At 35.1% G+C, this 14,317-nt stretch carries 19 protein-coding genes; 15 read left to right on the forward strand and 4 right to left on the reverse strand.

Annotated elements, in window-relative coordinates; translation table 11 throughout:
• Positions 1–3 precede the first annotated feature (3 nt).
• The 4 genes from H9636_RS04710 to H9636_RS04725 are packed head-to-tail and all read left to right on the forward strand — an operon-like array spanning position 4 to position 2,700.
• Complete coding sequence (locus tag H9636_RS04710; RefSeq protein WP_191706473.1) at positions 4–825, forward strand: substrate-binding periplasmic protein; 822 nt, start codon at positions 4–6, stop codon at positions 823–825.
• Between the two features lie 17 nt (positions 826–842).
• The gene (locus H9636_RS04715; RefSeq protein ID WP_191706474.1) at positions 843–1,484 is read left to right on the forward strand and encodes an amino acid ABC transporter permease; all 642 of its coding nucleotides are present in this window, start codon (positions 843–845) and stop codon (positions 1,482–1,484) included.
• A 14-nt stretch (positions 1,485–1,498) separates the two neighbouring features.
• Complete coding sequence (locus H9636_RS04720) at positions 1,499–2,245, forward strand: amino acid ABC transporter ATP-binding protein (protein WP_191706475.1); 747 nt, start codon at positions 1,499–1,501, stop codon at positions 2,243–2,245.
• A gap of 26 nt (positions 2,246–2,271) precedes the next feature.
• Positions 2,272–2,700, forward strand: coding sequence for an OsmC family protein (locus H9636_RS04725; RefSeq protein WP_191706476.1), 429 nt, complete (start codon positions 2,272–2,274; stop codon positions 2,698–2,700).
• A 53-nt stretch (positions 2,701–2,753) separates the two neighbouring features.
• On the opposite strand, the gene H9636_RS04730 is transcribed toward H9636_RS04725, so the two are convergent.
• Positions 2,754–3,179 carry a nucleoside 2-deoxyribosyltransferase gene (locus tag H9636_RS04730; RefSeq protein WP_191706477.1) on the reverse strand — a complete coding sequence of 142 codons (426 nt, stop codon included), beginning with the start codon at positions 3,177–3,179 and terminating at the stop codon, positions 2,754–2,756.
• Positions 3,180–3,497: 318 nt separating this feature from the next.
• Here H9636_RS04730 and H9636_RS04735 point away from each other — a divergent pair, with 318 nt between their 5' ends.
• The 11 genes from H9636_RS04735 (at position 3,498) to H9636_RS04785 (ending at position 11,553) form a co-directional block, all read left to right on the forward strand.
• Entirely contained in the window at positions 3,498–3,875 is a 378-nt protein-coding gene (locus tag H9636_RS04735) for a DUF3221 domain-containing protein (protein ID WP_191706478.1), read from the forward strand.
• A 73-nt stretch (positions 3,876–3,948) separates the two neighbouring features.
• The gene (locus H9636_RS04740) at positions 3,949–4,947 is read left to right on the forward strand and encodes a trypsin-like serine peptidase (RefSeq protein WP_191706479.1); all 999 of its coding nucleotides are present in this window, start codon (positions 3,949–3,951) and stop codon (positions 4,945–4,947) included.
• Between the two features lie 135 nt (positions 4,948–5,082).
• Complete coding sequence (locus H9636_RS04745) at positions 5,083–5,562, forward strand: GNAT family N-acetyltransferase (protein WP_191706480.1); 480 nt, start codon at positions 5,083–5,085, stop codon at positions 5,560–5,562.
• Positions 5,563–5,597: 35 nt separating this feature from the next.
• Entirely contained in the window at positions 5,598–5,978 is a 381-nt protein-coding gene (locus H9636_RS04750; protein WP_191706481.1) for a hypothetical protein, read from the forward strand.
• A gap of 137 nt (positions 5,979–6,115) precedes the next feature.
• The gene (locus H9636_RS04755; protein WP_191706482.1) at positions 6,116–6,706 is read left to right on the forward strand and encodes a TetR/AcrR family transcriptional regulator; all 591 of its coding nucleotides are present in this window, start codon (positions 6,116–6,118) and stop codon (positions 6,704–6,706) included.
• A 64-nt stretch (positions 6,707–6,770) separates the two neighbouring features.
• A complete protein-coding gene (locus tag H9636_RS04760) occupies positions 6,771–8,132 on the forward strand; it encodes an MFS transporter (RefSeq protein WP_191706483.1) in 1,362 nt (453 codons plus the stop codon).
• Positions 8,133–8,279: 147 nt separating this feature from the next.
• The gene (locus tag H9636_RS04765) at positions 8,280–9,248 is read left to right on the forward strand and encodes a DUF3994 domain-containing protein (protein ID WP_122973011.1); all 969 of its coding nucleotides are present in this window, start codon (positions 8,280–8,282) and stop codon (positions 9,246–9,248) included.
• A gap of 143 nt (positions 9,249–9,391) precedes the next feature.
• The gene (locus H9636_RS04770; RefSeq protein WP_122973012.1) at positions 9,392–9,769 is read left to right on the forward strand and encodes a VOC family protein; all 378 of its coding nucleotides are present in this window, start codon (positions 9,392–9,394) and stop codon (positions 9,767–9,769) included.
• A 37-nt stretch (positions 9,770–9,806) separates the two neighbouring features.
• Positions 9,807–10,838 (forward strand): serine hydrolase domain-containing protein, encoded by a 1,032-nt coding sequence (locus tag H9636_RS04775; RefSeq protein WP_191706484.1) that lies wholly within the window; start codon positions 9,807–9,809, stop codon positions 10,836–10,838.
• A 134-nt stretch (positions 10,839–10,972) separates the two neighbouring features.
• Entirely contained in the window at positions 10,973–11,272 is a 300-nt protein-coding gene (locus H9636_RS04780; RefSeq protein ID WP_191706485.1) for a DUF2089 family protein, read from the forward strand.
• Positions 11,269–11,553, forward strand: a complete 285-nt coding sequence (locus tag H9636_RS04785) for a hypothetical protein (protein WP_191706486.1) — start codon at positions 11,269–11,271, stop codon at positions 11,551–11,553. The genes H9636_RS04780 and H9636_RS04785 overlap by 4 nt, the downstream gene beginning before the upstream one ends.
• Before the next feature lie 114 nt (positions 11,554–11,667).
• On the opposite strand, the gene H9636_RS04790 is transcribed toward H9636_RS04785, so the two are convergent.
• The 3 genes from H9636_RS04790 to H9636_RS04800 are packed head-to-tail and all read right to left on the reverse strand — an operon-like array spanning position 11,668 to position 14,317.
• Positions 11,668–12,438, reverse strand: a complete 771-nt coding sequence (locus H9636_RS04790; protein WP_191706487.1) for an IucA/IucC family C-terminal-domain containing protein — start codon at positions 12,436–12,438, stop codon at positions 11,668–11,670.
• The gene (locus tag H9636_RS04795) at positions 12,416–13,246 is read right to left on the reverse strand and encodes an ABC transporter ATP-binding protein (protein WP_191706488.1); all 831 of its coding nucleotides are present in this window, start codon (positions 13,244–13,246) and stop codon (positions 12,416–12,418) included. The genes H9636_RS04790 and H9636_RS04795 overlap by 23 nt, the downstream gene beginning before the upstream one ends.
• A gap of 15 nt (positions 13,247–13,261) precedes the next feature.
• Positions 13,262–14,317 (reverse strand): FecCD family ABC transporter permease, encoded by a 1,056-nt coding sequence (locus tag H9636_RS04800; protein ID WP_191706489.1) that lies wholly within the window; start codon positions 14,315–14,317, stop codon positions 13,262–13,264.

Raw genomic sequence — 14,317 nt, forward strand, 5'->3', positions numbered from 1 at the left:
AACGTGAAAAAGGCAAAATGGTTACTATCACTTGTAGCAGTTACTTCATTAATACTTGCTGCATGTGGAACAGATACAACAAAAGATTCAAAAAAAGAAGAAGGAAATGCTCTTGAGCAAATCGAACAAGATGGCAAAATTACAGTAGGGATTATGGGGACTTATGCACCTTATAATTACCTGAACGAGAACAAAGAATACGATGGCTTTGATGTAGATATCGCTAAAGAATTAGCTAATCGCCTAGGTGTAGAAGCGGAGTTTGTCGCACAAGATTTCTCAGGTCTTATCCCAGGTTTACAAAAAGGTAAATTTGATATATTAGTGAGCCAAGTAACGATTACGGAAGAACGTCAAAAACAAATTGATTTTACAGAACCATATATTACAAACCAAGTAAAAGTGATTGTAAAAGAATCTAATACAGATATTCAATCAAAAGAAGACTTTAAAGGGAAAAAGATCGGTGTTGGACTAGGTACAAATGATGAAACGTATTTACGTACACAATTAATGCCTGAAGTTGGAGATTTTACAATTAATACGTATGACGATGTCATTACCACTTTAAAAGATTTAGATGCAGGTCGTATTGATGCAACAATTAACAACGTCTATGCTTTAAAACCTGTCATTGAAGAAAACGGATATGCAATTAAAGCTGTAGGGGAACCGATTAAATCGGATCAAGCTGCTGTTGCGGTGAAAAAAGGAAATACAGAACTTGTTGAAGCATTAAATAAAGCATTAGAAGAAATGAAACAAGATGGTACGTACGAAGAAATTTTCATGAAATGGTTTGAAGAAGCACCTCCAGCAGAATAAGAAAGTAGGTCACTACAATGGATTTGGTTATTGAAAATATCCCCTTTTTATTAAAAGGGGCATACTATACTTTACTTATCACAGTGGTGTCAATGTTCTTTGGTTTAATAATTGGTTTAATTACCGCGGTTGCCCGACTGAAGGGCAATCGCTTTCTACGTATGATTGCAAGAGTATACGTTTCAATTATCCGTGGAACACCGCCACTAGTTCAAATTTTCATTGTTTACTACGGTTTAGTAGACTACGGTATTGAATTTGGACCATTAACAGCTGCATGTATCGCGTTAAGTATAAATATTGGTGCTTATGTTTCAGAAGCTTTCCGTGGTGCGATTGAATCCGTACCAAAGGGGCAAATAGAAGCAGCGATTGCAACGGGGATGACTGACCGTCAAGCAATGCGCCGTATCGTGATTCCACAAGCTGTACGATATGCAATTCCCCCATTAGGAAACACTTTTGTCGGGATGTTAAAAGAAACATCACTCGTTTCAAGCATTGCAGTGACAGAATTAATGCGTTCTGCCCAACTGTTAGTATCTCAATATTATGTGTATATGCCATTTTATTTAGCAATTGCTGTCATGTATTGGATAATGAGTACGTTCTTCACATTTATACTGCATAAAATTGAAAAACGGTTGTCTGTTTACTAAAGGGGGCGCATCGCATGATTGAGATTAAACATCTACAAAAAAACTTCGGAGAAAACGAAGTACTAAAGGACATTTCTTTAACGATTCCATCACAACAAGTCGTAGCAGTTATTGGTCCTAGTGGTTCTGGAAAAAGTACGTTTTTAAGATGTATAAATGGTTTAGAGGCGATAACGGGCGGCACAGTCAAAGTGAATGGACATGTCATTGACCCACAAGCCCAAAGAAAAGTTTTACAAAAAGAAATACACGCCATCCGCCAAGAAACAGGGATGGTATTTCAACAATTTAACTTATACCCACATAAAACCGTTGTGGAAAATGTCATGGAAGCACTTCTCGTTGTGAAAAAAATGAATAAAGAGCAAGCCTATGTCATTGCTTCCGACTTATTATTAAAAGTCGGTCTTGCCGAGAAAGAGGAATCCTATCCTTCTCAGCTTTCAGGTGGTCAACAACAACGGGTTGCGATCGCAAGAGCCCTTGCTATGGAGCCAAAATTAATGTTATTTGATGAACCGACATCGGCGTTAGATCCAGAGCTAGTTGGGGAAGTTTTAAAAGTTATGAGAGATTTGGCGGAAGATGGGATGACGATGGTTATTGTAACCCATGAAATGAAGTTCGCAAAAGAGGTAGCAGATCGGATTTTATTTATGGCGGATGGTGTCATTGTGGAAGATGCTAATCCAGTTGAATTTTTTGAACATCCAGAAACAGAACGAGCACAAAAATTTTTACGGCAAGTTTCAGAATTTTAACTTGGAACATGAAAGGAATGAGCAAAATGCAAATTAAAGCAAAATGGCAAGGTGGACGTGCCTTTACAGCAGTTGGACCGACTGGCTATCCCATGACGATGGATGCAACAGCTAACTATGGTGGAGAAGGGAACGCGGCAACACCAACCGAAATGTTACTTGCTTCATTAGCCGGTTGTATCGGAATAGATGTGACAATGATTTTAAAACCACATTTAGATGATATTGAAAACATAGAAATAACAGTAGATGGTGAACGTCGTGAAGAATTACCAACAGCCTTCACTGCTGCTACACTTACTTTCGTAGTAGATGGTAACATTACACCTAAAAAAGTATGGCGCGCCATTCATTTAGGGGAAGAAAAATATTGTGCCGTGTCTGCATCTTTAAAAGCTGAAATCAATTACAAATTAATTTTAAATGGCGAAGAAGTAACTGCTGAGCAAGTATAATGAAAAATGATTGAAAGAGTTGTATCGTACATCTCTTTCAATCATTTTTTGTTTTAGAGCATTTCACCTGAATAGAACGAACTAGCTAATTTATCAAAGTCATATTCTTTCAGTTCCTCTAAAGTAATATTAGCGTGTGCACCTTCATGGACCATCAAGTTACTGTTTTCACCAACATGAACTAAAATAACCGGCTTATCCGTAGCATAAGCATATCCGAGTTCCCAAGCGGTTCCGCTGTCGGAATAATTTCCATGATAGATGCCTACAACGATTTCAGCCCACTTAATATGTTTAATATCATCCATAAATGTTTCAATGGACCATTGGCGTGAACCCACTTCAGCGTTTGGGGATGCCGACTTTCTCATTGGAGAGAATACTTTTAATTGTTTCTCTGCTAAAATCTCCTCAACTTGTTCTAAATAACCGATCTCTTTATCGTTAAAAAAAGGACTAGCTAAATAAACTCTTTTCATTTCCTTTGACCTCCTGAGTGATTTTTGGAAATCACTTCATTATTAACAAATACTAAGGTTAATCATAATCAAGTCTATCCATCCCTTCAATAACAATTACTTAAATAAGTTTGTTGGACGTTTTTTTAAGTTGAAGGGATCATTTATTCCTAACGAAACGTTAATCATTTCTTTAAATAAATAACGAGTCCCTTGATTGAAATTAATAGTGCAAATGTAGGGGAGTAAAGTTGTAGAAGGAGAAAGTCAATTTTTATTGAAGTAATAAAAATGACCGAATATATTCAAATTTTAAAAGTTTAGAAAGGAGACAGGGCAATGAAAGTAAAATTGATATTATACTTATTTCTAATCTTCTGTTTCTTACCTACTTTAGTAAGTTGTGAGAATTCTAGTAGTCAGGAACCTGATATTGTTACAGATAACGCGAGTGTAGAAGGGATCATAATATTTGATAAAAAGTCAGGGAAAAAAATTCTAATTCAAGATACAAATTTTAACTACGATGATATGGAACTACCTTTAAATACTTTATTAGATAAATATTATAATAAGGTACTATTTCTGAGTTTTAAAGATGAATCAATTTTAGAACATATACAAACCGGGCAAAAAGTAAAGATTTGGTATAGTGAAATTCTAGAATCTAATCCTCCTACTTACAAAGTTAATAAATTGGAAGTTTCAGAAAATTGAAATTAATAAATTTACATATTATACAAATAATGGTATTATTTAATTGAAAATTCTATCAATAGGAGGTTAGGAAATGAGAAGGATAATTTCTGCAGTATTATTTGGATTGATGGCTTTCGCTATTACAGTTAGTCCAAGTTTTGCAAATACTATTTCAGCAAATAGTGATAGCCCCTATGATTTAATTAATTCTAAAGGTCAAATTATTAAGTATTCAGATTTAAAAAACAAAGTACAGAGTTTTAATGTTAATGAATCAAGTGGTGAAGTTGGAAGCGGTATCGTTTTGCCGGAAAGAGAAATACCTAAAGATCCTAATAAACCTACGATAAACTTGGGTACAGGTCAGATAATTGGTGAAGATAAAGAGTCTAAAAATATTTCTCCTTTTGCAGTCATTGGTACAGATCAACGTACAAAGGTTACAGATACTACTAAAACTCCACATAAGCAAATAGCTTACGTTGAATTAGAATATGATAATTTTTATGCTGCATGTACAGGTACTTTAATTGGTAAGGATTTAGTTTTAACAAATGCTCATTGTGTGCATGATTTAGATACAGGTGAAAGTGCAGTAGGAGGTGTGGTAATTCCAGCATTAAAGGACAACCATTACTCATACGGTGCATATTTTATCCAAGATTATTACCATCCAGTCGGGTATTCAAACTCAGGAGATAGTCAATACGATTTTGCCATTCTAAAACTTGAAAAGTATGGGTCATATGATGCTGGTGATATTGTAGGATACCTTCCATATAAACAAGTAACAAACCTATCAGGAACTACGATTAAAATATATGGTTATCCAGCAGATTTAATAGAGGAAACTGGATTATACAATCAATGGGGAATGTCAGGAACTGTTAGTCAAGAGTCTACTAACTTAGCATATTATACGATTGACACTTTTAATGGACAATCTGGGTCCGCAATGCTTAATACTTCAAATCAAGTTGTCGGAGTTCATAATGCTTCATATAGATTACAGAATGGAAATGTTATAAATGGAGGCCCAAAAATGACGAAACCAATGGTAGACTTTATAACTTGGGCTTCATTACAATAAAAACGAATTTTTATATAAAAGAGCCAATAAAGGCTCTTTTTTCTTGTCTCTCACTTTTAGTCAAATTCTCAGAATTATACAATATAGAAAGTGTCAGTCCGTTCATTTTAAAAAAGAAAAGCGAGGCGAATAAATATGAATCATTTAGAATGGGTAAAATTTGCAGAAGAAGACTTTGATTACTACTTTCAATTAGTTTCCAATGAAAAGGTGATGGAGCAAATTACTGAACGGGCCATTCCTTTCACTGAAGCCCAAGAGAACTTCCAAAAAATATTAGAACGGAATCGAAAATATGATATTTTTGGGACTTACAAAGTGTGCGAGGGTGGAAAGTTTATTGGTCTAGGGCATTTAACGTTGAATGCAACCAATGAGGAAGAAGCTGAAATCGGTTATATGATAGTGCCTGAGCATTGGGGGAAGGGTTACGGAAAGACGATTGGAAGACAATTGGTGGAACTTGCCAAAGGAACAAAAGTCACAACGTTAAAAGCCATTATCGATCCGAATAATATAGCGTCTAGAAAAATTTTAATCAATCTCGGTTTTGAATCGGAAAAAGTTTGTGAAATAGACGGGTTACCGGGAGAAATTTTAAGCCGGGCAATTTAAATTGAGGAAAAGACTTCAAAATTAGGCGGTGTTTTATGAAAAAAGTATTCGTGACAATTGGATTCATTATCATTATTGCTGGAGCACTTGTATTTTACAATAAGCTCTACTATCCATCGCTACCAATAGAAACTATAAGCAAAAGGGAAGTTTTAGAGAAACTAAATACTTCTGATCAACCAATCGTTTTTTTATCAAAAGAAAATGATCAAGAATGGTATATCGTAAACGAACGAAATCAATCCGCATCTGATGAAATCATTAAAGAAATGGTTAGTCAAAGTGGGTGGGCTTTCACAGACAAAGATGGAAGTGGACTTTTCTTTGAAAAACAAGGTGAAAGGCTAATTGTTACGACACAAAAGTGGACTGGTGAGTATGTGTTAGTGGATATTCCGACCAATTGGAAGGAATAAAAATGTTCGTTCTATTAATCATCACTAACATTGAATGATTTCCAAATGCGTAATTTATACGTTGACAATATTTTGAAAATTGAATACTATAATGTTAGTCAGTACTGACATTCTCCATAGGGGGTTAATGAATTTTTATGGCTTCGAATCGTAAACAGGAAACAAGTGAAAAAATTATAACAACTGCAATTGATCTTTTTTCAAAAGATGGATATAACGGAGTAACAACAGAACAAATAGCTAAAGAAGCCGGATTTAGTGAAAAAACGCTTTTTAGACACTTTCAAAGTAAACAAAACTTATTGGAAAAAGCGATCGATCGGTACCATTACGGTGAGGAAATGCGGTCGATTTTTGAAAGTAAAGTCGTTTGGAACCTTCAAGAAGATTTAACGCTAATTAGTCAAAATTATCATCGAATTATGTATCAAAATAGAAAGCTTCTTAAAATGCTTATGAAAATCGGGGAGAATGTACCTGGATTGCATCAATATTCCCATAGACACCCAGAATTATTAAAGGAGTTTTTAACCAACTACTTTGAAGAGATGAAGAACCGTGAGAAAATTATTCCGGTGGATGCAGAAAAAATAGCTATAACTTTCCTTTATATGAATTTCGGATTTGCCAATGGAAGGATGAATGGATCTTGTGACTTCAGGGACGGGGAATTTGAAAAGCTTTTAAAAGATAGTGTCGCCTTATTTACTAGGGGATTAACACCCTAGTATATTTTTTCTTTAAAATGTCAGTCAGTACAGACATTCATTTTATGAAAAGGAGAAATAAAAGATGAATCAGGAGTTAAGAAAACAAGGTAATGAAAAGTTATTAATTGTAATGATGTTAACGGTTATGCTTTCGTCTATGAGTATATTGCTGTTCAATTTTGTTCTTCCGCAAATTAGTACTGAATTTCAACTAACGAATTCACAAGTTAGTTGGGTTACTTCCGGGTATACACTTTTATATGGGATTGGTACGGCGATTTATGGAAAACTAGCGGATCGCTATAAGTTAAAAACATTATTAATCTTTGGTTTATCACTATTTGCCATGGCATCCTTGCTAGGATTTTTCTCCAATTCTTACTGGCTTTTAATCGTTGCAAGATGTTTACAAGCGACTGGAGCAGCCACAATTCCAGCCATATCTACTTTAGTTCCTATTCGCTATTTTCCCGTTGAGAGAAGGGGAACGGCTATAGGTACAGTATTTATAGGGACAGCTTTAGGCAGCGCTATAGGGCCGATTGTTTCCGCATTAGTAGTGAGTGTAGTAGATTGGCGATGGCTATTTTGCATCCCGTTATTACTTCTTTTCACATTGCCATTTTATCTGAAATATTTAGGAGATGAAAAAGGTACTCAAACAAGTATCGACTGGCTAGGAGGCGGATTGCTCGCTCTAACTGTAGCTCAAGTCTTACTAGGTGTAACAAACAATGTAACATGGTTTGTAGGGGGAGTCGTTGCGTTCATTTTATTTATTTACCGCATTCGATTAGCTAAAAATCCCTTTGTTCAACCCGGGTTATTTAAAAATAAAATATACACATCTTATTTAGTATTAGCTTTTGTCATTACCGGAATTGGTTTTTCCCTTTTCTTTTTAACACCACTCTTTTTAGCTGAGGTTCAAAACCTTCCTGTTAATTTAATCGGTTTGGCCATGGTGCCGGCAGCTATAGCCACTGCGCTCTTCAATAGACATGGTGGAAAGATTGCTGATTCTAAAGGAACATCTACATTATTTATATTTGCTTCCAGTTTATTAATCCTTTGTTTCTTCTTACTTTCGACGTTTATTCATACGAATGCACTGTTGATTTCATTATTTTTAATCATCGGAAATGTAGGGCAATCCTTTATGATGATTGTGATGTCGAAATCGATTTCGTTAACATTACCTATGGAACATTCTGGGGTAGGGATGGGAATGGTAATGATGCAAAACTTCATTGCAGGATCAATCGCTGTAGGGGTATATGGAAAAGCTGTTGATATGGAAGGAAACAGCCCATGGAATCCATTGAACCAACTAGCTACAGGTGCAACTTTCAGTAACATATTTTTCGTTTTATTATTGTTACATGTGATCATATTAACTGTTTATATAGTAATGTTTAAACGGAAGAAAGGTATAGAAGCGTAAAAAATAAGGGAATAGAATCCTATTTTAGAATAAGTAAAATATGAAAATAGTCTTATGGTCTAATTTGATAAATAAAGATACTGTTAATAATATACAATTCCAACAAATATTATTGCATTAAAGCAACTGAAAAGAAGGGTAATTAATATGAAAAAATTTTTAGCATTAACGAGTTTGGCGTTTTTATTAACAGGTTGTAGTCAATTTGTAGAAGGCGTTAAGGAAGGTGTCAATGAAGCGGCAGAGGCACAAGATTCAGAGCAAAAAATAAATGATTTAAAAGAACAGTTAAATAAGGAAATTCAAGTAGAGCCAGTCACTCTTCAAGAAAGTGAATACAATGAGTATATAACAGGAAAAATCGATACTTTGAAAAAAAATCAAGAAGTGATACTTGATGTGTTTAATAATAGTTCTACTATAGAAGATCCAATGTTAAAAATGGGTAATGCAGCGATTGAGAATATGAAAATTTCAAAGGAAATTCAAACTGCAACAGTGCCTGAAAAATATAAAGAAACTCATCAATACTTTGTGGATGCTACGAATAGTTATTTAGTTTATTTAGAAAAGTTAAAAGAAGGATTACTTGTAAACGAAGTAGATGTAAGTAGCGTACTTGATAAATATGAAGAAATGAATGATTTCTTAATGAAAGGTTTAACGATGCTAAACGATTTAGATCCAGAAGCGGTTGGGGATGGAACAATTACAACCGAAGATTTAGATGAATTGGATAGTTTAGCTGGTATTGACCATGATAGTGTGACACTAAATGTATCAAAGGATGGGAAAGAATTAATTGGGAAATGGTTATATGACGACAAGTCTGTAGCCATTGTATTAAATGCTGATGGTTCTTATGAAGGATATGGTAGAGGACTATATCCTAGTAAAGATAATGTAATGTTAGGAACATGGGAATATGATTTCAGAACACATCAATTACTCATCGAAAACAATGAAGTATATAAGGATGGAAAAAGTGTATCCGCAGGTAACAGAGCCAAACAGGAAATGGTTTTAACCTATTTTAAAGATGGTATTCTTCGCATGATGGATGCCCAGACGTTAGCGGAATTTAGTTTTGAAAAGCAAAAAGAGGAAAAAGAATAAATAAATCCAAATAAATGACAGTTAGACGTTTATCCAAAATGGATGAACGTCTTTTTTGTCTAATTTAAACGAAACCAATAAAGGACAAATCTATTATTTACCGAATGTTATATTTAATCACTTAATGTAAGGAGTGGTGATAGATGGTGAAATCACTTTTAAAAGGAATGGAAGGGGTTTTTATTCCCGTTAAGGATCCGAAATTTTCAGCGGCATGGTATAAAGAGATATTAGGTTTTGAGCTTGTGTATCTCGAAGAAGAGGCGGCGGTGATGAAGATTAGCGAACATTCACCTACTGTTGTTTGTCTAGTTAAAACTGCTAACCACAAGCCAATGAAGTTTCCAGAAAATCAATTTGGTGTAGGAAAATACTACAACTTCATTCCCCAAGATATCGAAGAAATGTACACATATTTAGTTGAAAAGAACGTCAAAGTAAATGAAATGGGTGGGGAAGGAACGACGAAATTTTTTACTTTCTATGATCCAGATCATAATCCTTTAGGTGTTTGCCAATAAGGAAGTTACTACATTACAGAAGGAAGGCCAAGATTTGATGACAACAATCATTAACCGTTTAAACCAAGTTCAGGAAGACGGTCATTTTTCCGGAACAGTTCTAGTAAAAAAAGAAGAAGAAATTTTAGTAATGGAAAGTTACGGATTTGCCAGTCGTTCTGAACAAATTGAAAATAAACCAGATACTCGATTCGGGATTGCATCGGGCTGTAAACTGTTTACTGCGGTCGCGATTTGTCAACTAGTGGAGGCAGGAAAACTTTCCTTTGAAACGAAGCTGCAGGAATGTTTAAAGTATTCTTTTATTCACTTCGATCAAGATATTACGGTTCATCATTTATTAACCCATAAGGCTGGAATACCCGACTATTTTGATGAGGAGGTAATGGATGATTTTGAAGAGTTATGGATTAAAAATCCGATGTACTTAATAAGGAATTTGGAAAATTTCTTACCGTTATTTCAAAATGAACCGATGAAATCGGGAGTAGGGGAAAAGTTCCACTATAACAACGCAGGATATATCTTACTGGGGCTTATTGTAGAACAAGTAAGCCAGCGTCCATTCTCAGAATATGTAAAGGAGAATATATTCAAAAGAGCGAATATGAAAGACGCTGGTTATTTTGAAATGGATTCGCTACCAGGAAGAACGGCTCTTGGGTATATTGATTTTCCAGATGGTACTTGGAAGACGAATGTCTATTCATTACCAGTCAAAGGGGGGTCCGATGGAGGGGCCTTTGTGAGCGTAAAGGATATGTCAAATTTCTGGCATGCCCTGATGGATCATCAATTATTAAGGGATGAATACACTCGTAAACTACTTACACCTCACATTCAAGTAAATGAAAATAGTTATTACGGTTATGGTGTTTGGATTCAAAAAAAGGGAAATGAAATGTTCAAGTATCACATAATGGGATACGATCCGGGAGTAAGTTTTCACTCTGCCTTTTATCCTTCATTCTCCATCCAAACTGTCATTTGCTCGAACAAATCTGAAGGTGCTTTTGCCATGATGAAGGCAATTGAAGAGGAAATAGTTGCGCAAAGATTAATTAAATAAGGCAATAAATAGGCGTTTGTTCGAGGAGGATAAATGCCTTTATTTGTTGAAACTTTAATAATATTAAATAAAAATTGAATTTTATTAAAAATAATGTTTGAATAAAATTAAATAATGATAAAAGGGGCGGTGTGATGGATAAGCACGATATTCCAAGTTGGTTATTATCTTTAGAGAAAGAAGACGTTGAATTTATTAAAAATTTCATATTAAATTCAGGTTCTTTAAAAGATATAGCGAAATACTACGAAGTTTCTTATCCGACGGTTAGAATTCGCCTGGATAAATTGATTGAAAAAATTAAAGTCAATGAAAGTACGGAAAATGAAGAATTCATTCGTTTTATTAAAAAACTTTCCATCGATGATCGGATTAGTTTAGAAGATGCAAAATTGATTATTGAAAAATATAAAAAGGAGGTACAAAATAAATGAATGATTGGTATAGACTTGGCATCATTGTATTAGTTTTCGCCGTCCAACATTTTTTATCAACTAGAAATGAAAGGTATTTAGGTTCTATTATACCGATTGCCTATTTCGTATTTTTACTCTATATCCAAACAACCGGAATGGTTGACTGGTCTATTCTGAAACTCATTTTACTGATTATTGTAGGGGAAGCATTTTTAATCGGCTATTGGATTAGTGGAAGAAAGGTTTTATTAAATAAAACCGAAAAAGAACTAAAAAAAATGAAAGCTCGTGAAATTTAATCGTGGAAAAATAAGCTCTAGATGTTGTTAATCGGGGGCTTATTTTATTATTTGAGATTCATTCTGAAATAACGCCAAAAAGAAAAGGACTATCTTAAAAAAGAATAGTCCTAATTACGATTTTCGTTTTCGCTTAATTGGGCAAGTTTTGCAAAAGTGCCCTTTGTTTTCTGTTAAATAAGATAAACAGCAAGTTTTTCTATCTTGAGCAGGGCCCTCTAGGTTGCTTAGAGCATCATCCGTACTTTTAAACTTTAGAAATGGATTATCTTTATAGCTACCGAATAAAATCCCTTTCCCACGAGCAGCAATCCATTCAAAATCCTCTTTCATATCGAGATACCTAGCCGAATATTGATGGTCATCTAACAAGTTTTTATACATCCAAACAATGTATATATATATGTTTTCCCACATGATGATTTTTGATAGTTTTGTTGTTTGATGAAGTTGGTTAAATAAAACTTCGATATGGTTCGCAAATATGTCGGTTAAAATCTCATTTCTCCAATTTTCCCTGTCTTGTTGGGGTGCCGGACTTAAATTTATCTTGTTAAATTTAATCGAAGGCAGCCATAACGGATCCGATTCATCTAACGTTTGAATGGAAACGTTTTGAAGGGAAAAGTTGATTCGTTTATTTAACACGCTCATTGAATATAGCGCGGCTAGGATTGCAAAACTATATCGTTTTACAAAAAGGGATGCAGCGACACCAAGGTTAGCAGCCTTTGTTTTTTCTTTGATCGCCGTTAAATAAAGATGAATTTGTGCTTCATCTAATAAATCACTTATTTGAATTGATAAAGGAGACGAATTCGTTAAGGAAGTGAAACGAAATTTTTCCTCAAGTATTTTTAATTCATCGGGAGAGAACGTGTTCAATCGAGTTTTTCACCCCATTCATATGTCGACCTTTCCCATATGGGACACACATAGGGGTACCGAATATAGGATCTGGCACTACTTCACAATCTAAATGAAATACACTTTTCACTAATTCCCGATCTACGATTTCTTCCGGCTTCCCTTGGGCAAATACCGCTTTATCTTTTACCGCAATGATGTTATGGGCATAGCGACAAGCTAAATTTAAGTCGTGTAATACCATGACAATCGTTCGTTTTTCTTTTTCGTTCAGTTCAAAAAGAAGATCTAAAACTTCAATTTGATGAGTTAAATCGAGATACGTTGTCGGTTCATCTAATAAAATTGTATTTGTATCTTGGGCAAGGGTCATAGCAATCCAAGCTCTTTGTCTTTGTCCACCAGATAAAGAATCCACTAAACGATCGGAAAGCTCTGTCATCCCTGTAGAATGTAGGGCATGACGGACAATTTCTTCATCCTTTGATGACCATTGTTGGTACCATTTTTGATATGGATAGCGTCCTTGTTTCACTAATTGTAAGACCGTTAACCCTTCTGGAGATACAGGTCCTTGGGGTAGCATCGCTAACTTTTTCGCTACTTCCTTTGTAGGCAGCTTCATCATCGCTTCTCCATCTAACAAAATAGCGCCACTTTGAGGCTTTAGTAATCTAGCCATTGAGCGAAGAAGAGTAGACTTACCGCAACCATTGCTTCCGATCAGTACAGTAATTTCCCCATGTGGGATCGTAACGTTTAATTGGTCTAAAATAATTTGTTCCCCGTAACTTAACGTTAAATCTTTTGTTTCTAATACATGCATCATCGTTACTCCTTTTTAAGCATTTCGCTGTCTATATAAAAGATAGATAAAGTAAGGCGCCCCTATTGTAGCAGTAAATACGCCAGCGGGAACTTCAATCGGTAAAAAGAGTGTTCGTCCGATTGTATCAGCAAGTAAAACTAAAATAGCTCCTATTATTGCTGATAGTGGTAAAAGATTTCCAAAGGATGAACCGACTAACTTTCGAGCAATATGTGGTGCCATTAAACCAACAAACCCAATACCACCCGCAAAGGCTACAGCACTACCAATCAACGCTGTACTGAGTAAAAGTAATCCAAAACGTTGTCTTTCAATTTTTGTCCCTAGTCCTAAAGCGATATCCTCTCCAAGTTCCTGGATATTTAAATGTCTCGTCATTATAAATGCAATAATTAATAAGCCAATCGTGATGGGGGTTAAAATTTGAACATTGTTCCAATTCGATCCATAAACGGAGCCGGTTATCCAGACATTCGCCTGACTTGCCTGAACAATCGGACCTAAAATCATAAATAAATTCGTTAACGCTTTTGTTAATGCCCATAAACCAATTCCGATTAGTACTAAACGGAAAGGGGATAGGCCGTTTTTCCATGCAAGGATATAAAGGAGAAAGGCAATAATCGTTGCTCCTATAAAGGCGGCAAGGGGCATCCAATGGATACTTACCGTTAAAACATTACTATCATTACTAAAAAGTGCTAAAAATAACACGACCGCGACTGATGCTCCTCCGGTAATGCCCGTTACATCCGGTGATGCTAATGGATTTCGAAGAATGGATTGTAAAATGGCTCCGGCTACTGCCAGACTAATCCCAACCAAAATGGATATTAAAATTCTTGGCATTCGAAAAGATTCAACGACCATCGATTCAAAACTATCACTATTCCCCAGAAGTATATTGAATACTTTCCAAGGAGAAAAATATTGCTCTCCCATACCAGCGCTTAAAAGGAAAAGAAAGCAAAGAAAAAGAAGGAAAGAGACATTATATTTAAATGCTTTATGATCCACTAAAAAAGAGAATTTCTCCCGAAAAGCTCTTACTGAAGTATATTTTTTCAT

Source organism: Ureibacillus galli, assembly GCF_014836845.1.
GTDB lineage: Bacteria > Bacillota > Bacilli > Bacillales_A > Planococcaceae > Ureibacillus > Ureibacillus galli.

What these genes read in the sequence shown, in the direction of transcription:
- H9636_RS04715 (WP_191706474.1), top strand. Translation starts at nt 843, where the DNA reads ATGGATTTGGTTATTGAAAATATCCCCTTTTTATTAAAAGGGGCATAC.
- H9636_RS04720 (WP_191706475.1), top strand. Translation starts at nt 1,499, where the DNA reads ATGATTGAGATTAAACATCTACAAAAAAACTTCGGAGAAAACGAAGTA.
- H9636_RS04725 (WP_191706476.1), top strand. Translation starts at nt 2,272, where the DNA reads ATGCAAATTAAAGCAAAATGGCAAGGTGGACGTGCCTTTACAGCAGTT.
- H9636_RS04730 (WP_191706477.1), bottom strand. Translation starts at nt 3,179, where the DNA reads ATGAAAAGAGTTTATTTAGCTAGTCCTTTTTTTAACGATAAAGAGATC.
- H9636_RS04735 (WP_191706478.1), top strand. Translation starts at nt 3,498, where the DNA reads ATGAAAGTAAAATTGATATTATACTTATTTCTAATCTTCTGTTTCTTA.
- H9636_RS04740 (WP_191706479.1), top strand. Translation starts at nt 3,949, where the DNA reads ATGAGAAGGATAATTTCTGCAGTATTATTTGGATTGATGGCTTTCGCT.
- H9636_RS04745 (WP_191706480.1), top strand. Translation starts at nt 5,083, where the DNA reads ATGAATCATTTAGAATGGGTAAAATTTGCAGAAGAAGACTTTGATTAC.
- H9636_RS04750 (WP_191706481.1), top strand. Translation starts at nt 5,598, where the DNA reads ATGAAAAAAGTATTCGTGACAATTGGATTCATTATCATTATTGCTGGA.
- H9636_RS04755 (WP_191706482.1), top strand. Translation starts at nt 6,116, where the DNA reads ATGGCTTCGAATCGTAAACAGGAAACAAGTGAAAAAATTATAACAACT.
- H9636_RS04760 (WP_191706483.1), top strand. Translation starts at nt 6,771, where the DNA reads ATGAATCAGGAGTTAAGAAAACAAGGTAATGAAAAGTTATTAATTGTA.
- H9636_RS04765 (WP_122973011.1), top strand. Translation starts at nt 8,280, where the DNA reads ATGAAAAAATTTTTAGCATTAACGAGTTTGGCGTTTTTATTAACAGGT.
- H9636_RS04770 (WP_122973012.1), top strand. Translation starts at nt 9,392, where the DNA reads ATGGTGAAATCACTTTTAAAAGGAATGGAAGGGGTTTTTATTCCCGTT.
- H9636_RS04775 (WP_191706484.1), top strand. Translation starts at nt 9,807, where the DNA reads ATGACAACAATCATTAACCGTTTAAACCAAGTTCAGGAAGACGGTCAT.
- H9636_RS04780 (WP_191706485.1), top strand. Translation starts at nt 10,973, where the DNA reads ATGGATAAGCACGATATTCCAAGTTGGTTATTATCTTTAGAGAAAGAA.
- H9636_RS04785 (WP_191706486.1), top strand. Translation starts at nt 11,269, where the DNA reads ATGAATGATTGGTATAGACTTGGCATCATTGTATTAGTTTTCGCCGTC.
- H9636_RS04795 (WP_191706488.1), bottom strand. Translation starts at nt 13,246, where the DNA reads ATGCATGTATTAGAAACAAAAGATTTAACGTTAAGTTACGGGGAACAA.
- H9636_RS04800 (WP_191706489.1), bottom strand. Translation starts at nt 14,317, where the DNA reads ATGAAAAAATATACTTCAGTAAGAGCTTTTCGGGAGAAATTCTCTTTT.